This window comes from Bisbaumannia salifodinae (assembly GCF_055388505.1).
This window is the reverse complement of record NZ_AP043781.1, coordinates 3,257,462-3,280,631: the sequence shown is the minus strand read 5'-3', so window position 1 is coordinate 3,280,631 and position 23,170 is coordinate 3,257,462. Positions and strand designations below refer to the sequence as shown.

The following is a 23,170-nucleotide window of genomic DNA, read 5'->3' as shown; positions in this document are numbered from 1 at the left end:
AGAAAAACTTCCTGTGGCCCGCCGGGAGACAAAAAAAACCGCATCGTCCCGCGGCCCTATCGAAAAGTCTCCCCCGCCCTCAGGCCTTACCCTGAGCACATGGACAGCCCGAGGCTGTCGACGTGATTCGACCACCGTGGCGGCCCGCCGCCACGTCGTCAGGGGAGGTGACCCATGAAACTCAACGATCCGCGCCTACTGCGCCAGCATGCCTATGTGAACGGCAAGTGGACCCACGGCGATGGCGGCCGCGAGGAGGCCGTGGTGGATCCCGCCACCGGCGAGACCCTGGGGCATATTCCCTGGCTGGAAGCCGAGCAGATCCGCGGTGCCGTGGACGCCGCCGAGGCCGCCTTCGTGCACTGGCGGGCGCTGCGCGCCGATGAGCGCTGCGAGCGCCTGCTGGCCTGGTACGACCTGCTGCAGCAACACCGCGAGGACCTGGCGACCATCATGACCCGGGAGCAGGGCAAGCCGCTGCCCGACGCCCGCGGCGAGGTGGAGTATGGCGCCAGCTTCGTGCGCTGGTTCGCCGAGGAGGGCAAGCGCACCTATGGCGAGACCATTCCCAGCCATATTCCCAATGCCGCCCTGGGCACCATCAAGGAGCCGGTGGGCATCGCCGCCCTGATCACGCCCTGGAACTTCCCCCTGGCGATGATCACCCGCAAGGCCGCCGCCGCCCTGGCCGCCGGCTGCCCGGTGATCGTCAAGCCCGCCGGCGAGACGCCCTTCTCGGCGCTGGCCCTGGCCGAGCTCGCCGAGCGCGCCGGGATTCCCGCCGGCATCTTCAACGTGGTGCTGGGGGAGCCCGCCGAGGTGTCGGAGATCCTGTGTGCCGAGGCGCGGGTCAAGGCGCTGTCGTTCACCGGCTCCACCCGGGTCGGCCGCCTGCTGCTGGAGCAGAGCGCCCATACCGTCAAGCGGGTCTCACTGGAGCTGGGCGGCAATGCGCCCTTTATCGTCGGCCCGGACATGGATCCCAGGGAGGCGGCCTTCGCCGCCGTGGCGGCCAAGTTCCAGACAGCGGGGCAGGACTGCCTGGCGGCCAACCGCATCCTGGTCCACGAGTCGATCCATGACGACTTCGTGGCCCACTTCGCCAGCCGCATGGCGGCCCTGACCCTGGGCAACGGCCTGGAGCCGGAGGTGGACCTGGGCCCGCTGATCCACGGCCAGGCGGTGGACAAGGCCTCGGCCATCGTCGACGACGCCCTCTCCCAGGGCGCCACCCTGGTGGCCGGCGACCAGTCCCAGGCCCCGGGCCCCAACTTCTTCGTGCCCACCCTGCTCACCGGGGTGACGCCGAAGATGAAGGTGTGGCGGGAGGAGAACTTCGCCCCAGTGGCCGGCGTTACCGCCTATGGCGATGACGATGAGGTGATCGAGCTGGCCAACGACACCGAGTATGGTCTGGCGGCCTATGTCTACACCCACGATATTCGCCGTATCTGGAAGCTGCTGCGGGCCCTCGAATACGGCATGGTCAGCGTCAACTCGGTGAAGATGACCGGTCCCCCCGTGCCCTTCGGCGGCGTCAAGCAATCGGGGCTGGGCCGCGAGGGCGGCAATACCGGGATCGACGAATACCTGGAGACCAAGTATTACTGCCTGGGTGCCCTGGGCTCCGTCTCCGGTAGTTGAGCTTGCCGATCCCCCGAGATTAGCGGTTTTACTGAATTCCTATGAACATTCTCCCCGGCGGGGGACGCCGGGGAGCCTAGCCAAGAGAGAAGCGCCATGAGCCTGCATCAGCAACTGATCGACCGCGACCGCAAGGTCACCTTCCACGCCTCTACCCACCTGCGCGACTTCGCCCATGGCGACGCGCCGGGGCGGGTGATCACCGGCGGTCAGGGCATCACCATCGTCGACAAGGACGGCCGCGAGTTTATCGACGGTTTCGCCGGGCTCTACTGCGTGAATATCGGTTATGGCCGCAGCGAGGTGGCGGAAGCCATCTACGAGCAGGCCATGAAGCTCTCCTACTACCACACCTATGTGGGCCACGCCAACGAGCCGCAGATCGAGCTCTCCGAGAAGATCCTCGAGCTGGCCGGCCCCGGCATGTCCAAGGTCTACTACGGCATGTCCGGCAGTGACGCCAACGAGACCCAGTTGAAGATCGTGCGTTACTACAACAACGTCCTGGGGCGCCCGCAGAAGAAGAAGGTGATCTCGCGGATGCGCGGCTACCACGGCTCGGGCATCGCCTCCGGCTCATTGACCGGGCTCAAGGCCTTCCACGATCACTTCGATCTGCCCATCGAGACCATCCGCCACACCGAGGCGCCCTACTACTACCACCGGGCCGCCGAGCAGCAGGGCATGACCGAGCGGGAGTTCTCCCAGTATTGTGCTGCCAAGCTGGAAGAGATGATCCTCGCCGAGGGCCCCGAGACCGTGGCCGCCTTTATCGGCGAGCCGGTGCTGGGCACCGGCGGCATCGTGCCGCCGCCGGAGGGCTACTGGCAGGCGATCCAGGCGGTGTTGGCCAAGTACGACGTGCTGCTGATCGCCGACGAGGTGGTGTGCGGCTTCGGGCGTATCGGCGCCGACTTCGGCAGCCACCACTATGGCATCGAGCCGGACCTGATCACCGTCGCCAAGGGCCTGACCAGCGCCTACCAGCCGCTCTCCGGGGTGATCGTCGGCGATCGCGTCTGGCAGGTGCTGGAACAGGGCACCGGTGAGTTCGGTCCCATCGGCCACGGCTGGACCTACTCCGGCCACGCCCTGGGCTGCGCCGCCGGCCTGGCCAACCTGGCGATCATCGAGCGGGAGGGCCTGACCCAGAACGCCGCCGAGACCGGGGCCTACCTGCAGCACCAGATGCAGGCCGCCTTCGGCGATCATCCCATCGTCGGCAACGTGCGCGGTGTGGGCCTGCTGGCGGCCCTGGAGTTCTCCGCCGACCCGGCCCGGCGCGAGCACTTCGACCCGGCCCTCAAGGTGGGGCCGCGCATCGCCGCCGCTGCCCTCGACGAGAACCTGATCGCCCGGGCCATGCCCCAGGGGGATATCCTCGGCTTCGCGCCGCCGCTGACCATCAGTCGCGCCGAGGTGGACGAGGTGGTGGCCCGCGCCAAGCGCGCCGTGGACAAGGTGGCCGACGAGCTGACCCGCAGCGGCGAGCTCAAGGCCAGCTAAGCCGGCTACGTCACCAGGCGCCGGGGGGAGACCCCCGGCGCCTTTTTTATGACAGTGGCCTGCATCGGTGGCCTGCATCGGTGGCGTAGCCGGCCCGCATCGCCATACTGAAATCATTGCCGGGAGGTGAAACGTCCATGCAAGGGGCCGAGTCCGATATCGGCCTGGCGGCGATCTATGCCGCCCGCCGACGTTTGGTTGGCCGGGTGGTGCGCACGCCCCTGGTCCGTTCCCGGGCGCTGTCGCGGCGCTTCGACGCCGAGGTCTATCTCAAGCTGGAGACCCGTCAGCCCACCGGTGCCTTCAAGCTGCGCGGCGCCACCCATATGCTCGGTGCCCTGATCGAGCGCCATGGTCGGGAGGCCCTGGCCCGGGGCGTGACCACCGCCTCCACCGGCAACCATGGCCGGGCGGTGGCCCATGCCGCCGCCGAGGTGGGCATCCCGGCGGTGATCTGCCTCTCGACCCTGGTGCCCGATAACAAGGTGGCCGCCATCCGCGACCTGGGCGCCGAGGCGCGGCGCTGTGGCGCCAGCCAGGACGCGGCCTTCGACGAGGTGGCGCGGCTGGTGGCGGAGGAGGGCATGACCCTGATCCCGCCCTTCGACGACCCGCTGATTGTCGCTGGCCAGGCCACCATCGGCCTGGAGCTGATGGAGGACCAGCCGGAGCTCGACCGGGTAATCGTGGGGCTCTCCGGGGGCGGGCTGCTGGGCGGCATCGGCGCCGCCATCAAGGCGATTCGTCCCGCCACCCGGATCACCGGGGTCAGCCTCTCGGCGGGGGCGGCCATGTGGGAGAGCCTGCGGGCCGGCCATCCCGTCGAGGTGGCGGAGGTGGCGAGCCTGGCGGATTCCCTGGGCGGCGGCATCGGCCTGGAGAATCGCTGCACCTTCGCCCTGGTGCAGCGGGTAATGGACGATCATTATCAGGTCTCGGAGGCGGCCATCGCCGCGGCCATGGTCAGCCTGCTGGAGGAGGAGAAGCTGCTGGTAGAGGGGGCCGCGGCGGTGGGCCTGGCGGCCATCGAGGCCCATGGGCTGGATATCCGCGGCCAGAAGGTGGCGCTGATCCTCTCCGGCAATGGGGTATCGCTCGAGACCTTCGATCGCGCCCGGGCCCTGGCCAATTCAGTGGGCACTAGTTGCCATTGAGCCGCGGCGTTTCCGAGGGTTGGCATCGCAAAGACGCGGTAAACCCATCCCTGGGCGCTCGGCATTCTCGTCCCTGATAATGACGCTTTGCTCTTGCTAGCCCTCGGCGCCGCTCAACTGGGTGGCAGCTTCCCATTTGGCAGAGGAGGAGTGTGATGCAGCTATTCTACCGTGATGCGATTCGTCAGGCCGTGGGCCTGGACCACGAGGCCCTGGCGGCGGTGGAGGCGGGCTTCGCCGCCCTGGGGCGTGGCGAGGTGGTGCAGCCGCCGATCCTCTCCATGGCCATCGAAGAGGCCAACGGCGAGGTGGACGTCAAGACCGCCCATATCCGCGGCGCGCCGCGTTTTGCCATCAAGGTCAGCCCCGGCTTCTTCGATAACCCCAGGCTGGGGCTGCCCAGCCTCAATGGCCTGATGCTGGTGTTCTCCGCCCGGACCGGCCTGGTGGAGGCGGTGCTCTTCGACGAGGGCTACCTGACCGCGGTGCGCACCGCCCTGGCCGGGGCCATCGCCGCCAAGCACCTGTCGCGACCCGACAGCCGGCGGGTGGCGGTGCTGGGCGCCGGCGAGCAGGCCGAGCTGCAGGTCCAGGCGCTGCGCCTGGTGCGGGAGGTCGAGCGAGTCGACGTCTGGGCGCGGCGCCACGAGGCGGCCCAGGCCTACGCCCGGCGCCTCGAAGACCAGGGGCTGAAGGCGCGGGCCCACGATAGCGTGGCCTCGGCCTGTACATCGGCGGATATCGTGATTACCACCACGCCATCGCGCAGTCCCATCCTGCATTCCGGCGAGCTCCCCGAGGGGGTGCATATCACCGCCATGGGCTCGGATAGCCCCGGCAAGCGGGAGCTGGACGAGTCGGTGCTGCACCTGGCCAGCGCCTTCGTCTGCGATACCCGGGCCCAGAGCGAGACCAATGGCGAGCTCCAGGCCCTGGTGGCGAAGGGCGAGCCACCATTTAGCGTCTATGAGCTGGGGCGGGTGATCGCCGAGGGCTGGCAACTGCGCAGCTCGCCCCGGGATATCACCGTCTGCGACCTCACCGGCACCGGGGTGCAGGACACCGCCATCGCCAACTTCGCCCTGGAGCGCCTGGCCCGGGTCGGCGACTAGCCCCTGTCGTGTGCCTTCGGCCTCGGTTCAGCCTCGGTTGATAGGGCGTGACCCGCGCGCCCTTGAGCGGGGGCCGGGGCTGGCCCATGCTGGGTGGCACCGTGATTGTCCTGGAGTCGAGTCCTATGCGTCGGGTTATCGCCTTCGATGTCTATGGCACCCTGATCGATCCCCATGGGGTGGTCGCCGAGCTGGAGGACCTGCTCGGCGACCGCGCCATGGCCTTCTCCCAGCGCTGGCGGGACAAGCAACTGGAGTACAGCTTCCGCCGCGGTCTGATGGGGGCCTATGCCGATTTCGCCCAGTGCACCCGGGAGGCCCTGGAATTCACCGACCGTGCCTTCGGCGGCCCCCTCAGCGAGCTCCAGTTGGATCGCCTGATGACTCACTACGGCCGCCTGCCCGCCTATCCTGAGGCGGCCGCCGCCCTGGCGCGGCTGCGTGAGGCGGGCATCACCTGCGTGGCCTTCTCCAACGGCGCTCGCGAGACGGTGGCGGCGCTGCTGGCCCAGGCCGGGCTCGCCGAGGCCTTCGACGATATCGTCAGCGTCGACGAGATCAAGCGCTTCAAGCCCGACCCCGCCGTCTATTCCCATCTGCGCGGCCGCCTGGAGGCCCCGGCGGAGGCCACCTGGCTGGTCTCCAGCAACCCCTTCGACGTGATCGGCGCCCGCCATGCCGGCCTGCATGCGGTCTGGGTGCGGCGCCTGGCCGAGGCCCCCTTCGATCCCTGGGGCGGCGAACCGGATCTGACAGTCACCGACCTGGAAAGCCTGGCCGAACGCCTGATCGGCCGGATGGAGTGACGACTTCGGGGCGGCGAGCCCCTCTCTAACCGGCACAGTCACCGACCGGGAGAGCCTGGCCGAACGCCTGATCGGCCGGATGGAGTGACGACTTCGGGGCGGCGAGCCCCTCTCTAACCGGCACGGTCACTGACCTGGAGAGCCTGGCCGAACGCCTGATCGGGCGGATGGAGTGACGCCCTACTCCAGCAGTTCGCCGACCCGGCGCAGCCCCTCGCGGATCAGTTGCACCGGGCGGGCCTCGTCGAGCGTCCACTCGGCCATGGAGCCGTCGTAGAGCGCCACCTCCTCGAAGCCGGCCACCTCGCTGAGCACGAACCAGTCGGTGGCGGCCCAGTGGCCGGTATTGCAGAAGGCGATGGTGCGCGCCCCCCGGTCGAGCCCGGCGGCGTCGATGCGTTCGCTCAGCCCCTGGGCAGCCAGATAATAGGCGCCCTGACGGTCGTTGAGGTGAGCGTGATGGGGCAGGCTGCGGGCGCCGGGAATGGTGCCGGCCACGCGCACTGCCGGCGAGACGGTATCGCCCAGGAAGTAGTCTCGCGGACGGGCGTCCACCAGTTGGGCTTGGGTGTGCCGCGCCGTCTCCACCTGCTCGGTGGTGGCAACCAGCGCCTCCCTGAGCGTGGCGCGGAAGCCGGCGGCGGGTACCGGCTCGGCGGGGCCGCTGGCCATGGGCAGGCCCTGCTGGCGCCAGCCGGCGAAACCGCCATCGAGGATCGCCACGGCGTCATGGCCCAGCACCTTGAAGGTCCAGTAGACCCGGGCCGCGCTACCGAAGTCGGTGGGGCCGGTGCCGGCGGGCACGATCACCACCTGGCTGGCGTTGTCGATGCCCAGGCCACCGATCAGTGCCTCGAGCGACGCCACCGCCGGCAGCAGGCCGGTCACGCCGCCGCGGTTCTCCCGCCAGCCATCCTCGATATAGCTGCTGTGACGGCTGCCGGGGATCCGCGCTTCCTCGAAGCCGAGCCGATCGCCGTCATCGATGCGGGAGCGGATATCCAGTATCACCAGGTCGTCGCGCGCCAGGTGGCGGTCGAGCCAGTCGGCCTCGACCAGGGGCCCCGGCAGGGCCGCCAGGGCCGGACCGCCCAGCAGTAGCGCGACGGCCAGCATCAGGATCTTGAGCATTCTGGTTCCTCCCCCGTGGGGCGGGGCTCGACACCCCACTGATTTAGTCGCCGCACTCGGCTGATCCTTACCGGGTGGCGGGAAAAACGATCGAGCGACGAGTGGCGCGGCGACTGTAAGGATCCGCCCCTGGCCTCGACATAGCCTGCAGTACTCCGATCGCCGACGGGAGGTGGCAGGCATGTCGCAGACCCGGGAACCCCTACGCTTCTGGCTGGGTGGCCAGCGCGCCGCCGAGCAGGATCGCTTCTTTCGCGAGGCCCTGGAGCCGCTGGGCTGGCAACCCGGTGACGAGACCCAGTGGGATGCCGGCTGGGTCACCGGCATGCCCGACCCGGCCCAGTTCCGTCGGGTGTCGCCGCGGCGCAAGCTCAACCACTTTCCCGGCAACGCGGCGTTGACCGTCAAGAGTCGTCTCCACCAGAGCCTGGCCGAGTTGCGGGCCCGCGTGGAGGATGGCTTTGGCGCCGACAGCGAGTACGCCGCACGGCTAGGGTTCTTCCCCCGGGCCTATGTGATGCCCCGGGACTACCATGCCCTGCAGGAAGCCGCTCAGAATCATCCCGAACGGCGCTGGATCCTCAAACCCACCAACGCCTCCAAGGGCAAGGGCGTACGGGTGCTGCGCGATGCCGCCGAGGCTCCGCTGGCCCGGGACTGGCTGGTGCAGGAGTACCTGGCCAACCCCCATACCATCCGCGGCCACAAGTATGTGCTGCGCCTCTATGTCTTGATCAGCTCCCTGGCGCCCCTGCGGGTCTATCTCTACCGCCAGGGTTTCGCCAAGCTCGCCTCCGAGCCCTGGGATCCGGAGGACGCCGACAATCCCTTCAGCCAGTTGACCAATCCCGATATCAACGCCCTGAACGAGCGCGCCGAGGTGCCGGTGGAGTTTATCGACCTCGACCGCTACCGGACCTGGCTGCGGGAGATGGGGCATGACGACGGGGCCCTCTTCGCCCGCATCGAGGACCTGGTGGCGCTGACCGCCATCGCCGCCGTGGACGCCATGCGCGGCCGCACCGCCGAGGCGGGGGTCGACCCCCGGGGCTGCTACGAGCTGCTGGGCCTCGACTGCCTGGTGGATGACACCCTCAAGCCGTGGATCCTGGAGTGCAACCTCAGCCCGTCGCTGGGCATCTGCGCCGGCCCCGAGAGCGGCGGCCGGGTGGAAGCGGCGGTCAAGGGTGGCCTGGTGCGCGACCTGGTGACCCTGGTGGATATTCCCGGGGAGCATCCGCCGGCCGAGGCCGGCAGCGAGGACGAGATAGCGCCTCTGGTGACCGAGGCCCGGGCGGAGCTGGCCCGGGCCGGCGGTTTCCGGCGCCTGCTGCCCGCGTCCGAGCCGGAGCGTTACCTTCCCTGCTTTTCCCTGCCCAGCCGGGCCGACCTGCTGCTGGCCGAGGGCCTGACGGGACGCCCCGTGACGCCGCCGCGCCTGAGTCGCCGTCGGGTCACGGAACTGATCGATGGCGAGAGCCTGGCCCTGCATGCCCGTGACCGGCTCTATCGCCTCAACGACACGGCGGCGCTGATCTGGCTGCTGGCCAACGAAGGGCTCGCCCCCGACGCCATCGTCGAGGAGCTCGCCCGGCTCGCCATCGGGGCCGAGGGGGCACCGGATCTCGCCACTCAGCGCCAGGAGGTCTGGCAGACCCTGGGCGACTGGTGTCGTCTCGGCCTGCTCTGTCAGGGCCAGGCGCCGGCCCCCAGGGAAAGCCTCGCCCCGACACGGATGCCCCGCGATCGGCCCATCCGCCGCGGGCTCGAGTTCGATGGCCGGCGCTGGCGCCTGGAACTCGCCGATGGTGCCGTCCTGACCCGCCTGGCGCGGGACTTTCCCCTGGAGGCCTGGCCAGCGGAAGAGGAGGCGCCCACTCTCGCGGTGTTGCGTGAGCCCGGGGCCGGCTATGCCCTGGCCGCCGAGGGCGAGTGGATCGCCGGGCGGCTCGGCCTGACCCATTTGGCCGGGGCCCTGAGACGGCATCTGCTGCATCGAGCCGCCACCCCCGGCCGGCCGGTGGCGGAGGTCGAGCTGCTGAGCGACGGCACCGGTGGCGCCGTGCTCTGCCTCTGTGCCAGCGACGCCGCTTGGGCGGCGTCGCTGATCGAGGCCCAGGCAGGCGAGGCTCCCGGTGGCCGTGGGCAAGGCCTGCGCCTGCGGCTGGAGACGCCGGCCCAGGGCGAGTCCTTGTCGCCTGGGGCACCTCGGGCGGTTCGGCTGCGGGGGGTGCTGCTGGTCGAAGAGGGGCCCTCGCTACCGACGCCCCTGGATCTGCTCGCGGCCCTGTTGCCCCGGCTCCACGCCGCCGACGACGCGGCCCCCCAGGCGCTGCTGGGCTGGTTCGCCGGCCTGCCCGCTCGGCGGGTCGCCAGCGAGGTGGAAATCGAGGCGGCGCTGAGCGACTGGCTGGCGCCTCCGGCGGCGGTCGGCGACTGAGCGAACTGACGGTGGCCCGCCATCGAGCGGGTCGCCACGGGTGAGGTCGCGACGGGCGGCCGGCCTCGCCCAGCGTGATGCCGCCCATCGAGACTCAATCGAGAGTAAGGAGAGAGCACGATGACACCACAAGAGGAGACCCGTCGCAGCCTGCTGGCTCGCCTCGGGCGTCGGCTGGGCTATGCGGCCCCGGCGATGCTGCTGGTGGCCAGCGGCTTGACGACCCAGGCCGTGGCCAGCGAGGCGATGGATACCGCGGGCTACGCCAGTGGCCAGGAGGCGCCCCTGATGCTTGCCGCGGCCCATGCCGAAGCTGAGGCGGAAGCCGAAGCCGAGGGTGAAGCCGAGGCGGAAGCGGAAGCCGAATCTGAGGCCGAGGGTGAGGCCGAGGGTGAGGCCGAGGGTGAGGCCGAGGGCGAGGCCGAAGGGGAAGCGGAAGCCGAGGCAGAAGCCGAAGGTTAGTGGCATAAGGAGACGGCGAGCCGGTGTCACATCGGTGCCGGCTTCGCCGCAGGCCACCCACGGGGAGAGAGATATCGCCGCCTTCCCTGGCGATCACTGGAGAGACGCTATGAGTCATGATTCCACCGCCGTGCTGGCCATCGATCTGGGGGGACTCGTGGCGGAGAACCGCCAGGTCCTCGATCAGCTATGTCGCTTCCTGGCCGGCCTCTCGGCCGCCGCCTACGGCCGCCCCCTGGACCCCGGGGGACGACAGAGCCTGGGCAAGCATGTGCGCCATATCATCGATCACTACGAGGCCCTGCTGGCCGCGGTGCCCGGTGGCCGCCTGGATTACGAGCATCGCCCCCGGGAGGCCTGGCCGGAGCGCTGCCCCCGGGAGGCGCGGCGACGCTTGGAGGCCATCGCCGCGGCGCTGGAGGTGTTGGGTGACTGCCCCGGGAGGCTGACCCTGGCCTATCCTCTGGAGGGGGGAGGGCTTCGCCACCTGGACACTAGTCTAGGGCGTGAGCTCGCTTTCCTGACCAGTCATAGCATCCACCATATGGCGCTGTTGGGGCTGCTGGCCGAGGGGCTCGGCGTGGCCTTGCCCGAGAGCTTCGGCATCCACCCCTCCACCCTGCGCCACTGGGCGAGCCAAGCGCCCCGGGCCAGCGCCTGACGGCGCCCCGCCGCGGCGGGGGCATGGCCAGCCGAAGCGGCTGCGAGAGGTGCGCAGATGTCGAAGATGCTTGAACAGTGCGGCTATCGGCTTAGCTGCTGGCTCTCCTGCCCGCGCCCCTGGCATCGCCCCGAGTGCCGCATTGAAGACCGCGAGGTCTTGGCCCATCTGCGCCCCGGGGATGTGCTGCTGGTGGAGGGTTCCTCCCGGCTCAGCACGGTCATCAAATACCTGACCCAATCCTCCTGGTCCCATGCGGCCCTCTTCGTCGGCCACGAGGCCGCCCAGGGCGCCGGCGGTGACGAAACGGCCTGCCTCGTCGAGGCCGACCTGGCCGAGGGCGTGCGCCTGGTGGGGTATGACGAATTCCGCGGCGTACCGCTGCGTATCTGCCGCCCCGTGGGCCTGGAGGCCGAGGAGATCGAGGCGCTGATCCGCTTTGCCTGTAAACGGGTGGGCCACCACTACGACCTGAGCAACCTCTTCGATCTGGGGCGCTATCTGCTGCCGTTACCCCCGGTCCCAGAGCCCTGGCGCCGGCGGATGCTGGGACTCGGCAGCGGCGATCCCACCCGGGCGATCTGCTCGACGCTGATCGCCCAGGCCTTCCAGGCGGTGCACTATCCGATCCTGCCCATCGAGGCGCTTCCCCGAGCCGAGCCAACCCCGGCCGGCGACCAGCGGCGGGTCTGGCGGCGGCGCCATTACAGCCTCTTCACGCCGCGGGATTTCGACCTCTCGCCCTATTTCCAGATCGTCAAGCCGGCGCTCCAGGCGGGCTTCGATCCCCATCACCTGATCTGGCAGGCGTCCGAGGAACGCCTGCCGGCTCGAGATCGGCAGTAAGGACGAGGGGCCTGGCCCGACTCAATGGCAGGACCCTGGACTCCGACTCGGGGACGGCCCCGTGGCGAGGTGCTTATGCAACGTCTCCTGCTGGCCATACCGCTGCTCTGGCTACTGGCCCTCGTTCCGGCCCTGGCCGGCCCGCCCACCCAGGTGCCGCCCCAGGTGGCGGTGGGGCACCCCCTGGAGAACTTTCGCGCCGCCCTCCAGGCCGGTGGCCCCGGCAAGGATGGCATCCCCTCCATCGACCGGCCCCAGTTCGTGGGCGCCGACCAGGCGCGGCTGGATGACGATGAGATCGTCATCGGTCTCTATCGCCAGGGGCAAGCGCGGGCCTATCCCCAACGCATCCTGGTCTGGCACGAGATCGTCAATGACGAGGTGGGCGGGGAGGCCCTGAGCATCACCTACTGTCCGCTGACCGGCACCGCCCTGGGCTTCAAGCGCGGCACGACCCAGTTGGGCGTCTCCGGCAGGCTGGTCAACAGCAACCTGGTGATGTATGACCGGGCCACCGATAGCGAGTGGCCGCAGATCCTCGGCGTGGCCATCGATGGCCCCCTGGCCGGTCAGGGGCTGGAAGAGGTACGCCTGATCTGGACCACCTGGGGACAATGGCGGGCGCGTTATCCCGAGACCCGGGTGCTCTCCGAGCGGACTGGCTATGTGCGCAACTACCGCCGCGACCCCTACGGCAGTTACACCCCCCTGGGCGGCTACTATCTGCCCGAGAGCCGTCGGCTCTTTTCGGTGCTGCATCGCGATGACCGCTTTCCGCCCAAGACGATGATCTTCGGGGTGCGTACCGCCCGGGGCGCCCTGGCCGTCGATCGCCGTGTCCTGCGTGAGGAGGGAGTGATCGAGACCCGGGTGGGCGATGAGCGAATCGTCCTGATTCATGATCCCGGCCTGGAGACCGCCTGGGCCTTTCGTAATCCCCGGGGGGTTAGCCTCGATGCCGGCGCGCTTGGCTTCGGTCCCGCGGGCGTGAGTGGCCCGGGTATCGAGGCCCTGGAGCCGCTGCATGGCTTCGAGGCCATGTGGTTCGCCTGGGCCGCCTTCTACCCCGAGACCGCCCTCTATCCGGAGGCCCCATGAGCGCCCTCCGACGACGCCTGGCCGCCAGCCCGGTGGCGATGCTACTCCTGAGCCTCATGGCCGCGGGCTATGCGCTGGCCTACCTCTGGTTGACCGGTGACCTGGCCGGCGGCGGCTGGGGGGGATGGGAGGCGAGCTTTCCCGCCTGGGGGCGGCTCCTCGAGCGGCGGGGCTTCCTGCAGTTCGAGCCGGTGGGCTGGATCATGCTGGGCGGCCTGATATGGACCTTCAGTCCCTTCAACACATTGCTGGCGCTGCTGATGGGGCTTCTGCTCGGGCTTAACCTGCTGGCGGCCTGGTGGGTGTGGCGCTCGCCCCGGGTGTGCGGCCTGGGGAGCTCCGCCAGCGGTATCTTGGCGGCGATTCCGGCGCTCCTGATCGGCGGGGCCTGCTGCGCGCCCCTGGTGTTGATCTGGCTGGGGCTGCCGATCGCCGGCGCCGTGGTGGGCCTGACTCCCATCTTGATCCCCCTGGCCCTGTTGTTGATGCTCCTCGGTCTCTGGATATTGAGCCGTCGCCTCGAGGCCAATGGCGAAAGGTAAGACCGGGGGTGCCGGTCGCGCTGGCAGGGCACTGAGCGAAGCGTGGCGTTGAGGCCCGATCAGGCATCGGCTCAGTGGGATCCTGAATCCTCTCCCTGGGCATGCCGCTCCTCATCCAGGCGTTGACCGGCCAGGTGGAGCAGCTCGAACTGGCGGTTGCACTGCTTGCAGGCGCCACACATGGAGAGGTGGAGCCTCAGCGATACCTTTTCCTTCCAGGTAAGTGGCCGATCGAGGCGTTGTGACATCAGCTCGGTGGCCCGCTTGCATATCATCATGACTTATCCTCCGCTAGCCACCCTTTCTCCACGCACTCCCTGAGACGCAGTCGGGCACGATGCAGAATGACCCAGCAGTTATTCTCCTTGATCTCGGCGATCTGGCAGATCTCGTCGGTGGAGAGCCCCATCAGCTCGCGCAGGGTGAAGACCCGGGCGATCGTCTCGGGAAGGGCGATCATGCAGCTGTCGAAGACCCGCCAGAAGTGATCATTGCTCAGGGTCGCCTCCGGGTCCCCCCAGTCGCTGGGGCGCGCCGAGGGTTGCCAGCGACCACTCTGCTGGAACTGGCGGTCGATGGCGTCTTCATCGAGTTCGTCCTCCCAGGGTTGCCAATGCCCACGGCGTTTCTGCTCCCTCAGGGTGTCGAGGATCTTGTACTTGAGGATCCCGAAGACCCAGGTCTCGTAGCCGGAGCGTCCCGAAAAGCTGGCATCCTTCTCGATGGCCGCCGCCAGCGCCTCCTGGACCGCATCCTCGGCCAGGGCATGATCACGCAGCTGCAGCCTGGCGAAGGATACCAGCCGCGGCCTGACGGCAGAGAGGCGCTGCATGCGCGCCTCTTGTGGCTGATTCTGCGAGGCTGGCTCGTTACCGGCGTCTTGCATGGTGATCTCCCGTGGGTCGAGGCCGTGTCGATTATCCTTACAAACATCGGGGACTCGCGATAGGGCGAAATTAGGACGGGGACTTCTACTGACGGGATGCAACAGTGATTTAACTATTCTTTATAAGAATAAAAGGGCCGTCCGCGCCCTGTAAGGTCGGGCGTTTTCCGACGACACAAGGCGCAGGATGCTTTCGGCATCATCTCGACGAACCGATCCACAGCATCACTGGGCTTCGTCCGAAGCGTCGGCGAGTGAAGCCGGTGTTCGGACAACGCCAAGACCAGGCAGCGAGGAGAACGACAATGACACTTGCCTTCACCCCATCCCGTTTCACCAAGTGGCAGTGCACCCTGGCGGGCACCCTGCTGAGTCTCTCCCTGGCGGGGGTGGCCCTGCCGGCCTCGGCGGATGGTATGGATGATAACCCCTGCGCCGCCATGCAGACTTGCGCTGCCGCGAATCCCTGCGCGGCGGCCAATCCCTGTGCGGCGGCCAATCCCTGCGTGGCGGCCAATCCCTGCGCCGCCGACGATCCGGCCCAGGCGGTCAAGCGGCCGGAGGGCTATACCCCAGGTTATAGCGAATCGGGCGAGAATGCCGCCGAGTTGCTGGCGCAAGGGGAGGCGTTGTTCAACGATCCCAGCCTGAGCGGCAATGGCCTGTCCTGCGCCAGCTGTCACGAGGGCGACCAGGGCTATCAGGCGACCTTCGAGCAACCCTATCCCCATCCGGTGGCCATGGGGGCCAATAGGTTCGGCATGGAGACGGTACATGCCGACGAAATGGTCCAGATGTGCATGGTGGTGCCCATGGCCGCCGAGGCCCTGGGCTGGGATAGCGAGGAGCTGTCGGCGCTGTCGGCCTATGTAGTGGAGGTGCAGCGGCGCTATTCCGGTGAGCCCCATAACCTCTAAGCGAACGGACGGTAGCGGGCCGGGTGCCGAGGGCGCCCGGCTCGGCGTGTGTCTGTTAGGCTGTTTCATACGAGCACCACGGGAGTCCTGATGTCAGCCCTGGAACCCTTCTCCATCGGCGAGCCGGTCGTCCTGCCCGACCTCGCCGCCTACGATCCCGAGACCCTGAGGGCCTGCCATCGCGCGGCCCGGGAGGCCCTCGACTGCCAGCGCGTGCTGAAGAAGGTGGGGCTCAACCTGGTGGGAGAACTGCTCAAGGGGCAGGGCCAGTTCGTGCGGCTCGATCACTACCCCAAGGGCGATGTCTACGACCGGGAGACCGGGGGGCAGTATTACTACCATGCCCACCGGGAGGGGGAGCATGGCCACTTCCACCTCTTCAACCGCCCGGCCGGGGACAATCGTCCCGGCAAGGTCAAGACGCCCACCCACCTGGTGGCGGTCTCCATGGATGCCTGGGGCGGGCCCATCGGCCTCTTTACCACCAATCGCTGGGTCACCGGCGAGCGCTGGCGCAGTGCCACGGAGACCCTGGCCCTGGCCGAGACCTTCGCCATCGATCACGCCTGGCCCTCCTGGCCGGTCAATCGCTGGGTCACCGCCCTGGTCACCGCCTGCCGGCCCCAGCTGGAAGCCCTGCTTGCCCACCGGGATCGCGAGATCGCCCGGCTCCGGGCCGAGGATCCGGAGATCTTCGAAGACCGCGAGATCGAGGTGATCGGGCAGATCCCCCTGGACCTGCCCGCCTGGGCCGAGCATCTCGAGTCGGCCTGCCGAACGCCTTGAGCCTCGCCCCGGACAGTCTCGGACTATGCTGGGGCAAGGTGACACCGGGAGGCGCCAGCATGAGCGACTGGGGCGAGCACTTCAGCTATCTGGAACGGGGATTACCCTATCGGCGTTATGCGCGTCCCGAACTGCTGCGCATCGGCCTGGTGCTGCTGGATACCGACTACACCCTGGAGCGGGATTGGCAGCGCTTGCTGGGCGACGATATGGAGTGCTTTTCGACCCGTTTGCCGACCACCGGGGAGGTGACGCCCCGGGCCTTGCTGGCCCTGGCGCCGAAGATCGAGGCCGCGGCCCACACCCTGGTGCCGGGGCTGCCCCTGCATACCCTGGTCTTCGGCTGCACCTCGGCGGGGCTGCTGATCGGTGATCGGCCCATCGCCAAGACCTTCGCCGCGGTGCGCCCAGGGGTGGCGGTGACGCACCCCTGGCTGGCCCTGCGCGAGGCCCTGGCGAGCCTGGGGGCGCGGCGCATCGCCCTGCTGACGCCCTATGTGCGGGAGCTCAATGCCGCCTTCTATGCCGCCTTCGAGAAACTGGGCATCGAGGTGGCCGCCGTGGGCGGCTTCCATCTGCGCCGCGACGTGGATATCCCGGCGGTGGACCCGGACTGTCTCGGCGATGCCCTGGCGGTGTTGCTGGAGGGGGCCGAGGGGGTGGAAGCGGTGGTGATGCCCTGCACCAACCTGCGCGCCCTGGAGCGTCTCGACGCCCTGGAGGCGCGCTTCGGCATTCCCTGCCTGTCCAGCAACCAGGCCCTCTACTGGCATGCCCGGCGACTGGCCGGACGGGCCACGCGCCTGGCGGGTTTCGGTCGATTATTGGCGGGGTAAGAGGTGGCACTCATCGACTGGCAGGATAATGCGGCATGGCCTCCGGGCGAGGAGGATCAGCGACTTCGCCGGGATGCCGACGCGAAGCGAGCCGGGTAGCGCAAGCCGACAGGGATGTCGGCTTCAGGTCGGCAAGAGGGACCTTGTTCCGGCCTGGTGCGCGTCACCCGGCTCGCGCAGCGTCGGGGTTTCGTCCCGGCGGGAGCGAGCCTGCTTGCCCGGAGGTCGACGGCTAGCAGCTACTAGTTTGCAGCTTGCAGCTTGTAGCTTGTAGCTTGCAGCTATTAGCCCAACCGCTGCCCCGAGACGCAGGGATGGTAGAGCGGCTGGACGCTATTGCCGTCCGGGTCCAGGCAGTAGAAGCTGCGGGCGCCATCGGCATGGTCATGGGGGGGGCTGGTCACCCGGACGCCCTGGGCCTTGAGGTAGTCGTGCCAGGCATCCACGTCCTCGGGGGTATCCACCACGAAGCCGAAGTGATCCAGGCGCTGGGGATCCTCACCGGTGGGGGCCTTGGCGCGGCTCAGCGAGAGGTTGTCGTTGCCCAGGGTCAGGTAGACCAGGTCGGCATGGGCGCGGCGCAGCACCTCCATGCCCAGCAGCTCCACGTAGAAGCGTTCACAGTCCTCCAGGTCCTGCACCTGGAGGGCGATATGGCGCATGCCATTGAGGGGGGCGGGGCGTTGCATGGTGGCTTCCTTTGGTCATCGACTCGTCTATGATATTTTGTGGAAAGTATTTCCATTTAAACCCTGCGTCAAGTCGAGGAGCCCAGCCATGTTCTGTATTATCGTCAAGACCCAGCTCAAGCCCGGCCAGCGGGAGCGCTTCCTGGAGGCGATGCTGCCCAATGCCGCCGCCTCGGTGCGCGAAGAGCCGGGCTGCCATGTCTTCGATGTATTGGAAGACCAGCAGGACCCGAATCTCTTCTACCTTTATGAGATATACCGGGATGAAGCGGCCCTGGCCGAGCACAAGCAGACGCCTCACTACCAGGCCAGCCGCGAGGTCGTGAATCCCCTGATCGAGCAGCAGAGCGTGATCCGTGCCGGGGTGCTGGCCACCAGCCCCGAGGTTCGCCGGGCCTGAGGCCGGAATGAACCAAAGCTCCGGCGCTTCATCACACGACTAAGAGTGCGAGATAGCCGGAGGGGCAGCCATGGGCAGCATGCGGTGGAACACTCGCCAGGGCATCATCCTGATCCTGTCGCTGCTGTGTCTGGCCCTCGGCGGTGCCCTGGCCTGGCATGCCCAGGCGCAGGAGGCCGAGCGCAGCGCCTGGGTGCTGACCATCGACGGGGCCATCGGCCCCGCCAGCAACGACTACTTCCAGCGCGGCCTGCGCCTGGCCGCCGAGGCGGAAGCCGAGCTCGTGGTGGTCAGGCTCAATACCCCCGGCGGCCTCGACGCCTCCATGCGCGAGATGATCAGCGCCATGCTCTCCTCACCGGTGCCGGTGGCCTTCTATGTCTCCCCCGGCGGCTCCCGGGCCGCCAGCGCCGGCACCTACCTGCTCTATGCCAGCCATGTGGCCGCCATGTCCCCCGCCACCCACCTGGGCTCCGCGACCCCGGTACAGCTGGGCGGCGGCGGCCTGCCGGGGATGGAAGACGAGCCGGAAGCACCCGCCGAAGAGGCCTCTGACGACGCCGAAGCCGTCGCCGAGGAGCCTGAGGAGGTCGCGGATCGGCCAGCCGATAACGATGAAGCGGCGGCCGAGGCTCCCGCCAGCCGGGATGAGCCCCGTCGTGGCGAGACCGCCATGGAGCGCAAGGTGCTGGAGGACGCCGTGGCCTATATTCGCGGCCTGGCCGAGCGCCACGGGCGCAACGCCGACTGGGCCGAGGAGGCGGTGCGCGAGGCGGTGACCCTGACTTCCAGCGAGGCCCTGGAGCGCAACGTCATCGATGTGTTGGCCAGCGACCTGGCCGACCTGCTGGCCCAGATCGATGGCCGCGAGGTGGTGATGGAGAGCGGCACCCGGGTGCTGGACACGACCAACCTGGTGATCGAGACCTATGATCCCGACTGGCGCACCGAGCTGCTGGCGGTGATCACCAACCCCAATGTGGCCTACTTCCTGATGATCATCGGCTTCTATGGGCTGATCTTCGAGCTCTCCAACCCCGGCAGCCTGATCCCCGGCACCATCGGCGTCATCTGCCTGCTGCTGGCGCTGTTCGCCTTCCAGGTGCTGCCGGTCAACTACGCTGGCCTGGCACTGATCCTGGTGGGCCTGGGGCTGATCGTCGGCGAGGCCTTTATGCCCAGTTTCGGGATCCTCGGCATCGGCGGGGTGGTGGCCTTCGTGATCGGCTCGGTGATCCTGATGGATGCCGAGCACCTGAGCATTTCGCTGCCGATGATCGGCGGCGTGGCGGGCCTGGCCGCCATCCTGATGCTGTGGGTGATGACCCGTTTCGTGGGCCTGCGCCGGACGCCGGTACGCACCGGCCAGGAGGAACTGATGCAGGCCCAGGCCACCGCCCTGGAGGACTTCGAGGGGGAAGGGCATGTGCGCCTGCACGGGGAGCGCTGGCGGGCGGTATCCGCCGGGCCGGTGCGCCGCGGCCAGCTCCTCAGGGTGGTGCGGGTCGACGGCCTGACCGTGGAAGTGGCGCCCCTGAGTGATGCCGACTAGGTTTTGTTCGAAAAGTCGGCGAGCGCAGACAGTTTTCGTACGGAGCCGAGAGGCTATGCTGACGAGGGCGGCAGCGAATTCGCAGCGACAATCGAGGAGTCTGGACCATGATGGTGACCTATCTCGTTCCCCTGGTATTGGTGGTGATGTTCCTGGCGGCGGCGATTCGCATCCTGCCGGAGTACAAGCGTGGCGTGGTCTTCTTCCTGGGGCGCTTTCAATCGGTGAAGGGGCCGGGGCTGATCATCATTATCCCCGGGATTCAAAAGATGGACGTGGTGGACCTGCGGGTGATCACCATGGACGTGCCGGAACAGGACGTCATCTCCCAGGACAACGTCACCGTCAAGGTCAATGCGGTGCTCTACTTCCGGGTGGTGGACCCGGAGAAGGCGATCATCCAGGTGGAGCATTACGTCAATGCCACCAGCCAGCTGGCCCAGACCACATTGCGCTCGGTGCTCGGCAAGCATGACCTGGACGAGATGCTCTCCGAGCGCGACAAGCTCAACGACGATATCCAGGAGATCATCGACGCCTCGGCGGAGGGCTGGGGCATCAAGGTGGCCAATGTGGAGATCAAGCACGTGGACCTCGACGAGAGCATGATCCGCGCCATCGCCCGCCAGGCCGAGGCGGAGCGCGAGCGGCGCGCCAAGGTGATTCATGCCGAGGGCGAGCTGCAGGCCTCCAAGAAGCTGGTGGAGGCCGCCAATATCATGTCCGAGAATTCCGCGGCCCTGCAGCTGCGCTACCTGCAGACCATGAGCGACATGAGCAACAAGAACGCCTCCACTATCGTGGTGCCGCTGCCCATCGACTTGGTCGAGGCCTTCCGCGAGATGAAGGCCTCGCCGGCGGCCCGGGCGCGTACCGGCGGGGGGGAGGGGGCCTCCTGAGTCCCGTCAGGCATCGAGGGCCGCGAGGCGACCTTGAGTCCACGCCTGTCGCCCCGCCAGCAGGGCCTGTTGATGACGGCTGGCGGGGCCCTGGTGATCTCCCCGGATGCCCTGCTGATCAAGTTGATCGGCCTGCCGGACGCCGAGATCCTGCTATGGCGGGGGCTGCTGACGGCGCTGGGCTTCGTGATCATCGTCTGGCTTCGCCAGGGGCGTGGCTTCTTCGCCGCCTATCGTCGCTGCGGCTCGACCGGCCTGCTGGTGGCGCTGCTCTTCGCCGGCTCCAGCCTGGGCTTCGTGCTGGGCAACCAGTACACCAAGGGCGGTAACGTCCTGATGATCCTGGCCGGCGCACCGCTCTTCGCCGCCCTGCTGTCGCGCTGCTTCCTCGGCGAGCGCCAGCTCCCCAGTACCTGGCTGGCCATCGGCGCCTGCCTGCTGGGCACCGCCCTGATCGTCGCCGACGAGGCCGGCGCCGGCAGCCTGCTGGGCAACGGCTTCGCCCTGCTGGCGGCGCTCTCCCTGGCCGCCAACTTCACCCTCTGCCGCACCCGCCCGGGTATCGACATGAGTCCCATGCTGACCCTCTCGGGGCTGCTGGTGGCCCTGGCGGCGGCACTCTACGGCATCGCCGGCGATGGCCTGGCCTGGCCGCCGGCGGAGCGTCTGGGGCTGTTGCTGCTGCTCTGCCTGGGGTTGCTGCCGCTGGGCTTTACCCTGATCCAGCGCGGCCCCCTCTACCTGCCCGCCGCCGAGGTGGGGCTGCTGATGCTGCTGGAGGTGGTGGTGGGCAGCCTCTGGCTGTGGTGGCTGCTGGCGGAGCGTCCCTCGTCCTCGGCCCTGGCGGGCGGTGCCCTGGTGCTGGGCACCCTGGGGCTCAAGGGCGCCTGCGACCTGCGTCGCGAACGACGCCTCAGGCGGCGGGTGCAGGACGCCGAGTAAGCTGGTAGAATTTGCGCTCCTCAAAATAAGCGTCCTCGAGACCCCGGTCGAATTCCTCGCGATTCGCCGCCTCGGGTCATGATCGGACGCCAATGAAACGAGCAAGGGATTCTCAGCAGGTGACTCACGCCTCTCCACGCGGTATGACTCCGCCCTAGCACTGCCTTCCCCTTCCCCGGGGAGACGCGACTGCCGTCATGGCAGCGTCACCCCCTGGCATCACTCTGGATGCCTGGCGCCCGCGTGCGTCCTCGTTTCGCCCCTAGCCGCAAATCTTCAACGCTTCTCGCCCGGCGAGCCGCCCCTGTCATGGCAGGGCGTCGTGCGCCTCGGCGAGGCATCACCCCTCGACTGGACCGCAGAATGATTCGATCGATCAAGCAAGACTGGTTCTCCAACCTCAAGGGCGACACCCTGGCCGGCATCGTGGTGGCCCTGGCGCTGATTCCCGAGGCCATCGCCTTCTCCATCATCGCCGGGGTCGACCCCAAGGTGGGCCTCTACGCCTCCTTCTCCATGGCGGTGATCATCGCCTTCGCCGGCGGCCGCCCGGGGATGATCTCCGCCGCCACCGGCGCCATGGCGCTGCTGATGGTGACCCTGGTCAAGGAGCATGGCCTGGAGTACCTGCTCGCCGCCACCCTGCTCACCGGGGTGCTGCAGATCGTCGCCGGCTACTTGAAGCTGGCCGACCTGATGCGCTTCGTATCGCGCTCGGTGGTCACCGGCTTCGTCAACGCCTTGGCGATCCTGATCTTTATGGCCCAGCTGCCGGAGCTCACCGACGTCACCTGGCATGTCTACGCCATGACCGCCGCCGGCCTGGCCATCATCTACGGCTTCCCCTATGTGCCGGTGATCGGCAAGACCCTGCCGTCGCCGCTGGTGTGCATCCTGGTGCTGACCGCCGTCTACCTGCTGACCGGTATGGAGATCCGCAGCGTCGGCGACATGGGCGAGCTGCCCGATGCCCTGCCGGTGTTCCTGTGGCCGGACGTGCCGCTGACCCTCGAGACCCTGGGCATCATCCTGCCCTATGCGATCATGCTCACCGTGGTGGGCCTGCTGGAGTCGATGATGACCGCCACCATCGTCGACGACCTGACCGATACCCCGAGCGACAAGAACCGCGAGTGCAAGGGCCAGGGCCTCGCCAATATCGGCACCGGCCTGCTGGGCGGCATGGCCGGTTGCGCGATGATCGGCCAGTCGGTGATCAACGTGAAATCCGGCGGTCGCGGCCGTCTCTCCGCCCTGGTGGCCGGCGTGGCGCTGCTGATCATGGTGGTCTTCCTCGCCGACTGGGTCTCGCAGATCCCCATGGCGGCCCTGGTGGCGGTGATGATCATGGTCTCCATCGGCACCTTCAGCTGGAGCTCCATCCGTGACCTCAAGAAGCATCCGGTGAGCACCAATATCGTCATGGTGGCCACCGTGGCGGTCACCGTGGGCACCCATAACCTGGCCATCGGCGTCTTCGTTGGCGTGCTGCTGGCGGCGATGTTCTTCGCCAACAAGGTGGGCAATATCCTCTACCTCGGCTCCGAGCTCGCCGAGCAGGGCAGCGAGCGCACCTATCGGGTGGTGGGTCAGGTGTTCTTCGCCTCGGCGTCGCGTTTCATGGCCGCCTTCGACTTCAAGGAGAGCCTCGAGAAGGTCACCATCGACCTCTCCCGGGCCCACTTCTGGGACATCACCGCCGTGGAGACCCTGGATCGCATCGTCATCAAGTTCCGCCGCGAGGGCACCGAGGTGGAACTGATCGGCCTCAACGAGGCCAGCGCCACCATCGTTGACCGTTACGCCGTGCATAACGACCCGGAAGCCGTCGAGAAGCTGATGGGTGGTCACTGAGGGGAGG

General features: G+C 68.2%; 23 protein-coding genes. 19 read left to right on the top strand and 4 right to left on the bottom strand.

Going from position 1 to position 23,170, the window contains the following annotated elements; translation table 11 throughout:
* Positions 1–174: 174 nt before the first annotated feature.
* The 5 genes from ACZ5EF_RS15330 (at position 175) to ACZ5EF_RS15310 (ending at position 6,222) form a co-directional block, all read left to right on the top strand.
* Positions 175–1,644 carry an NAD-dependent succinate-semialdehyde dehydrogenase gene (locus ACZ5EF_RS15330; protein WP_346061749.1) on the top strand — a complete coding sequence of 490 codons (1,470 nt, stop codon included), beginning with the start codon at positions 175–177 and terminating at the stop codon, positions 1,642–1,644.
* Between the two features lie 96 nt (positions 1,645–1,740).
* Positions 1,741–3,150, top strand: coding sequence for an aspartate aminotransferase family protein (locus tag ACZ5EF_RS15325; RefSeq protein ID WP_346061750.1), 1,410 nt, complete (start codon positions 1,741–1,743; stop codon positions 3,148–3,150).
* A 137-nt stretch (positions 3,151–3,287) separates the two neighbouring features.
* A complete protein-coding gene (gene eutB, locus ACZ5EF_RS15320) occupies positions 3,288–4,304 on the top strand; it encodes a hydroxyectoine utilization dehydratase EutB (protein WP_346061751.1) in 1,017 nt (338 codons plus the stop codon).
* Between the two features lie 155 nt (positions 4,305–4,459).
* On the top strand, positions 4,460–5,416 hold the full coding sequence (locus ACZ5EF_RS15315; RefSeq protein ID WP_346061752.1) for a cyclodeaminase: 957 nt from the start codon (positions 4,460–4,462) through the stop codon (positions 5,414–5,416).
* A gap of 125 nt (positions 5,417–5,541) precedes the next feature.
* Entirely contained in the window at positions 5,542–6,222 is a 681-nt protein-coding gene (locus ACZ5EF_RS15310) for a haloacid dehalogenase type II (RefSeq protein WP_346061753.1), read from the top strand.
* A gap of 180 nt (positions 6,223–6,402) precedes the next feature.
* Here the strand turns inward: ACZ5EF_RS15310 and ACZ5EF_RS15305 are convergent, their stop codons facing one another.
* On the bottom strand, positions 6,403–7,353 hold the full coding sequence (locus ACZ5EF_RS15305) for a sulfurtransferase (RefSeq protein WP_346061754.1): 951 nt from the start codon (positions 7,351–7,353) through the stop codon (positions 6,403–6,405).
* 181 nt (positions 7,354–7,534) lie between these two features.
* Between ACZ5EF_RS15305 and ACZ5EF_RS15300 the strand changes: the two genes are divergently transcribed.
* From ACZ5EF_RS15300 to ACZ5EF_RS15275, 6 genes are all read left to right on the top strand, one after another.
* A complete protein-coding gene (locus ACZ5EF_RS15300) occupies positions 7,535–9,793 on the top strand; it encodes a hypothetical protein (RefSeq protein WP_346061755.1) in 2,259 nt (752 codons plus the stop codon).
* Between the two features lie 120 nt (positions 9,794–9,913).
* A complete protein-coding gene (locus ACZ5EF_RS15295; protein WP_346061756.1) occupies positions 9,914–10,255 on the top strand; it encodes a hypothetical protein in 342 nt (113 codons plus the stop codon).
* Between the two features lie 109 nt (positions 10,256–10,364).
* On the top strand, positions 10,365–10,916 hold the full coding sequence (locus ACZ5EF_RS15290) for a DinB family protein (protein WP_346061757.1): 552 nt from the start codon (positions 10,365–10,367) through the stop codon (positions 10,914–10,916).
* 57 nt (positions 10,917–10,973) lie between these two features.
* Positions 10,974–11,762: a YiiX/YebB-like N1pC/P60 family cysteine hydrolase gene (locus tag ACZ5EF_RS15285; protein ID WP_346061758.1), complete on the top strand. Its 789-nt coding sequence runs from the start codon at positions 10,974–10,976 to the stop codon at positions 11,760–11,762.
* Between the two features lie 75 nt (positions 11,763–11,837).
* Positions 11,838–12,860, top strand: coding sequence for a DUF3179 domain-containing protein (locus ACZ5EF_RS15280; protein WP_346061759.1), 1,023 nt, complete (start codon positions 11,838–11,840; stop codon positions 12,858–12,860).
* Positions 12,857–13,402 carry a hypothetical protein gene (locus ACZ5EF_RS15275; protein ID WP_346061760.1) on the top strand — a complete coding sequence of 182 codons (546 nt, stop codon included), beginning with the start codon at positions 12,857–12,859 and terminating at the stop codon, positions 13,400–13,402. The genes ACZ5EF_RS15280 and ACZ5EF_RS15275 overlap by 4 nt, the downstream gene beginning before the upstream one ends.
* A gap of 71 nt (positions 13,403–13,473) precedes the next feature.
* Here ACZ5EF_RS15275 and ACZ5EF_RS15270 read toward each other — a convergent pair whose 3' ends face one another.
* Both ACZ5EF_RS15270 and ACZ5EF_RS15265 read right to left on the bottom strand, forming a co-directional pair.
* A complete protein-coding gene (locus ACZ5EF_RS15270; RefSeq protein ID WP_346061761.1) occupies positions 13,474–13,680 on the bottom strand; it encodes a zf-HC2 domain-containing protein in 207 nt (68 codons plus the stop codon).
* Complete coding sequence (locus tag ACZ5EF_RS15265; RefSeq protein ID WP_346061762.1) at positions 13,677–14,288, bottom strand: sigma-70 family RNA polymerase sigma factor; 612 nt, start codon at positions 14,286–14,288, stop codon at positions 13,677–13,679. The genes ACZ5EF_RS15270 and ACZ5EF_RS15265 overlap by 4 nt, the downstream gene beginning before the upstream one ends.
* Positions 14,289–14,593: 305 nt before the next feature.
* Here ACZ5EF_RS15265 and ACZ5EF_RS15260 point away from each other — a divergent pair, with 305 nt between their 5' ends.
* From ACZ5EF_RS15260 to ACZ5EF_RS15250, 3 genes are all read left to right on the top strand, one after another.
* Positions 14,594–15,205: a cytochrome c peroxidase gene (locus ACZ5EF_RS15260; RefSeq protein ID WP_346061763.1), complete on the top strand. Its 612-nt coding sequence runs from the start codon at positions 14,594–14,596 to the stop codon at positions 15,203–15,205.
* A 90-nt stretch (positions 15,206–15,295) separates the two neighbouring features.
* Entirely contained in the window at positions 15,296–15,991 is a 696-nt protein-coding gene (locus ACZ5EF_RS15255) for a DUF6969 family protein (RefSeq protein WP_346061764.1), read from the top strand.
* 59 nt (positions 15,992–16,050) lie between these two features.
* Positions 16,051–16,827 (top strand): maleate cis-trans isomerase family protein, encoded by a 777-nt coding sequence (locus ACZ5EF_RS15250; protein WP_346061765.1) that lies wholly within the window; start codon positions 16,051–16,053, stop codon positions 16,825–16,827.
* A 284-nt stretch (positions 16,828–17,111) separates the two neighbouring features.
* Here the strand turns inward: ACZ5EF_RS15250 and ACZ5EF_RS15245 are convergent, their stop codons facing one another.
* Positions 17,112–17,516, bottom strand: coding sequence for a VOC family protein (locus tag ACZ5EF_RS15245; protein ID WP_346061766.1), 405 nt, complete (start codon positions 17,514–17,516; stop codon positions 17,112–17,114).
* 88 nt (positions 17,517–17,604) lie between these two features.
* Between ACZ5EF_RS15245 and ACZ5EF_RS15240 the strand changes: the two genes are divergently transcribed.
* The 5 genes from ACZ5EF_RS15240 to ACZ5EF_RS15220 all read left to right on the top strand — a co-directional run bounded on the left by ACZ5EF_RS15240 (position 17,605) and on the right by ACZ5EF_RS15220 (position 23,163).
* Entirely contained in the window at positions 17,605–17,916 is a 312-nt protein-coding gene (locus tag ACZ5EF_RS15240) for a putative quinol monooxygenase (RefSeq protein ID WP_146804141.1), read from the top strand.
* 79 nt (positions 17,917–17,995) lie between these two features.
* Positions 17,996–19,468 (top strand): NfeD family protein, encoded by a 1,473-nt coding sequence (locus ACZ5EF_RS15235; protein ID WP_346061854.1) that lies wholly within the window; start codon positions 17,996–17,998, stop codon positions 19,466–19,468.
* 107 nt (positions 19,469–19,575) lie between these two features.
* Positions 19,576–20,367, top strand: a complete 792-nt coding sequence (locus ACZ5EF_RS15230) for a slipin family protein (RefSeq protein WP_346061767.1) — start codon at positions 19,576–19,578, stop codon at positions 20,365–20,367.
* A 33-nt stretch (positions 20,368–20,400) separates the two neighbouring features.
* Positions 20,401–21,309 (top strand): DMT family transporter, encoded by a 909-nt coding sequence (locus ACZ5EF_RS15225; RefSeq protein WP_346061768.1) that lies wholly within the window; start codon positions 20,401–20,403, stop codon positions 21,307–21,309.
* 363 nt (positions 21,310–21,672) lie between these two features.
* Positions 21,673–23,163, top strand: coding sequence for a SulP family inorganic anion transporter (locus ACZ5EF_RS15220; protein WP_346061769.1), 1,491 nt, complete (start codon positions 21,673–21,675; stop codon positions 23,161–23,163).
* Positions 23,164–23,170: the final 7 nt, after the last annotated feature.

What these genes read in the sequence shown, in the direction of transcription:
- ACZ5EF_RS15330 (WP_346061749.1), top strand. Translation starts at nt 175, where the DNA reads ATGAAACTCAACGATCCGCGCCTACTGCGCCAGCATGCCTATGTGAAC.
- ACZ5EF_RS15325 (WP_346061750.1), top strand. Translation starts at nt 1,741, where the DNA reads ATGAGCCTGCATCAGCAACTGATCGACCGCGACCGCAAGGTCACCTTC.
- eutB (WP_346061751.1), top strand. Translation starts at nt 3,288, where the DNA reads ATGCAAGGGGCCGAGTCCGATATCGGCCTGGCGGCGATCTATGCCGCC.
- ACZ5EF_RS15315 (WP_346061752.1), top strand. Translation starts at nt 4,460, where the DNA reads ATGCAGCTATTCTACCGTGATGCGATTCGTCAGGCCGTGGGCCTGGAC.
- ACZ5EF_RS15310 (WP_346061753.1), top strand. Translation starts at nt 5,542, where the DNA reads ATGCGTCGGGTTATCGCCTTCGATGTCTATGGCACCCTGATCGATCCC.
- ACZ5EF_RS15305 (WP_346061754.1), bottom strand. Translation starts at nt 7,353, where the DNA reads ATGCTCAAGATCCTGATGCTGGCCGTCGCGCTACTGCTGGGCGGTCCG.
- ACZ5EF_RS15300 (WP_346061755.1), top strand. Translation starts at nt 7,535, where the DNA reads ATGTCGCAGACCCGGGAACCCCTACGCTTCTGGCTGGGTGGCCAGCGC.
- ACZ5EF_RS15295 (WP_346061756.1), top strand. Translation starts at nt 9,914, where the DNA reads ATGACACCACAAGAGGAGACCCGTCGCAGCCTGCTGGCTCGCCTCGGG.
- ACZ5EF_RS15290 (WP_346061757.1), top strand. Translation starts at nt 10,365, where the DNA reads ATGAGTCATGATTCCACCGCCGTGCTGGCCATCGATCTGGGGGGACTC.
- ACZ5EF_RS15285 (WP_346061758.1), top strand. Translation starts at nt 10,974, where the DNA reads ATGTCGAAGATGCTTGAACAGTGCGGCTATCGGCTTAGCTGCTGGCTC.
- ACZ5EF_RS15280 (WP_346061759.1), top strand. Translation starts at nt 11,838, where the DNA reads ATGCAACGTCTCCTGCTGGCCATACCGCTGCTCTGGCTACTGGCCCTC.
- ACZ5EF_RS15275 (WP_346061760.1), top strand. Translation starts at nt 12,857, where the DNA reads ATGAGCGCCCTCCGACGACGCCTGGCCGCCAGCCCGGTGGCGATGCTA.
- ACZ5EF_RS15270 (WP_346061761.1), bottom strand. Translation starts at nt 13,680, where the DNA reads ATGATGATATGCAAGCGGGCCACCGAGCTGATGTCACAACGCCTCGAT.
- ACZ5EF_RS15265 (WP_346061762.1), bottom strand. Translation starts at nt 14,288, where the DNA reads ATGCAAGACGCCGGTAACGAGCCAGCCTCGCAGAATCAGCCACAAGAG.
- ACZ5EF_RS15260 (WP_346061763.1), top strand. Translation starts at nt 14,594, where the DNA reads ATGACACTTGCCTTCACCCCATCCCGTTTCACCAAGTGGCAGTGCACC.
- ACZ5EF_RS15255 (WP_346061764.1), top strand. Translation starts at nt 15,296, where the DNA reads ATGTCAGCCCTGGAACCCTTCTCCATCGGCGAGCCGGTCGTCCTGCCC.
- ACZ5EF_RS15250 (WP_346061765.1), top strand. Translation starts at nt 16,051, where the DNA reads ATGAGCGACTGGGGCGAGCACTTCAGCTATCTGGAACGGGGATTACCC.
- ACZ5EF_RS15245 (WP_346061766.1), bottom strand. Translation starts at nt 17,516, where the DNA reads ATGCAACGCCCCGCCCCCCTCAATGGCATGCGCCATATCGCCCTCCAG.
- ACZ5EF_RS15240 (WP_146804141.1), top strand. Translation starts at nt 17,605, where the DNA reads ATGTTCTGTATTATCGTCAAGACCCAGCTCAAGCCCGGCCAGCGGGAG.
- ACZ5EF_RS15235 (WP_346061854.1), top strand. Translation starts at nt 17,996, where the DNA reads ATGCGGTGGAACACTCGCCAGGGCATCATCCTGATCCTGTCGCTGCTG.
- ACZ5EF_RS15230 (WP_346061767.1), top strand. Translation starts at nt 19,576, where the DNA reads ATGATGGTGACCTATCTCGTTCCCCTGGTATTGGTGGTGATGTTCCTG.
- ACZ5EF_RS15220 (WP_346061769.1), top strand. Translation starts at nt 21,673, where the DNA reads ATGATTCGATCGATCAAGCAAGACTGGTTCTCCAACCTCAAGGGCGAC.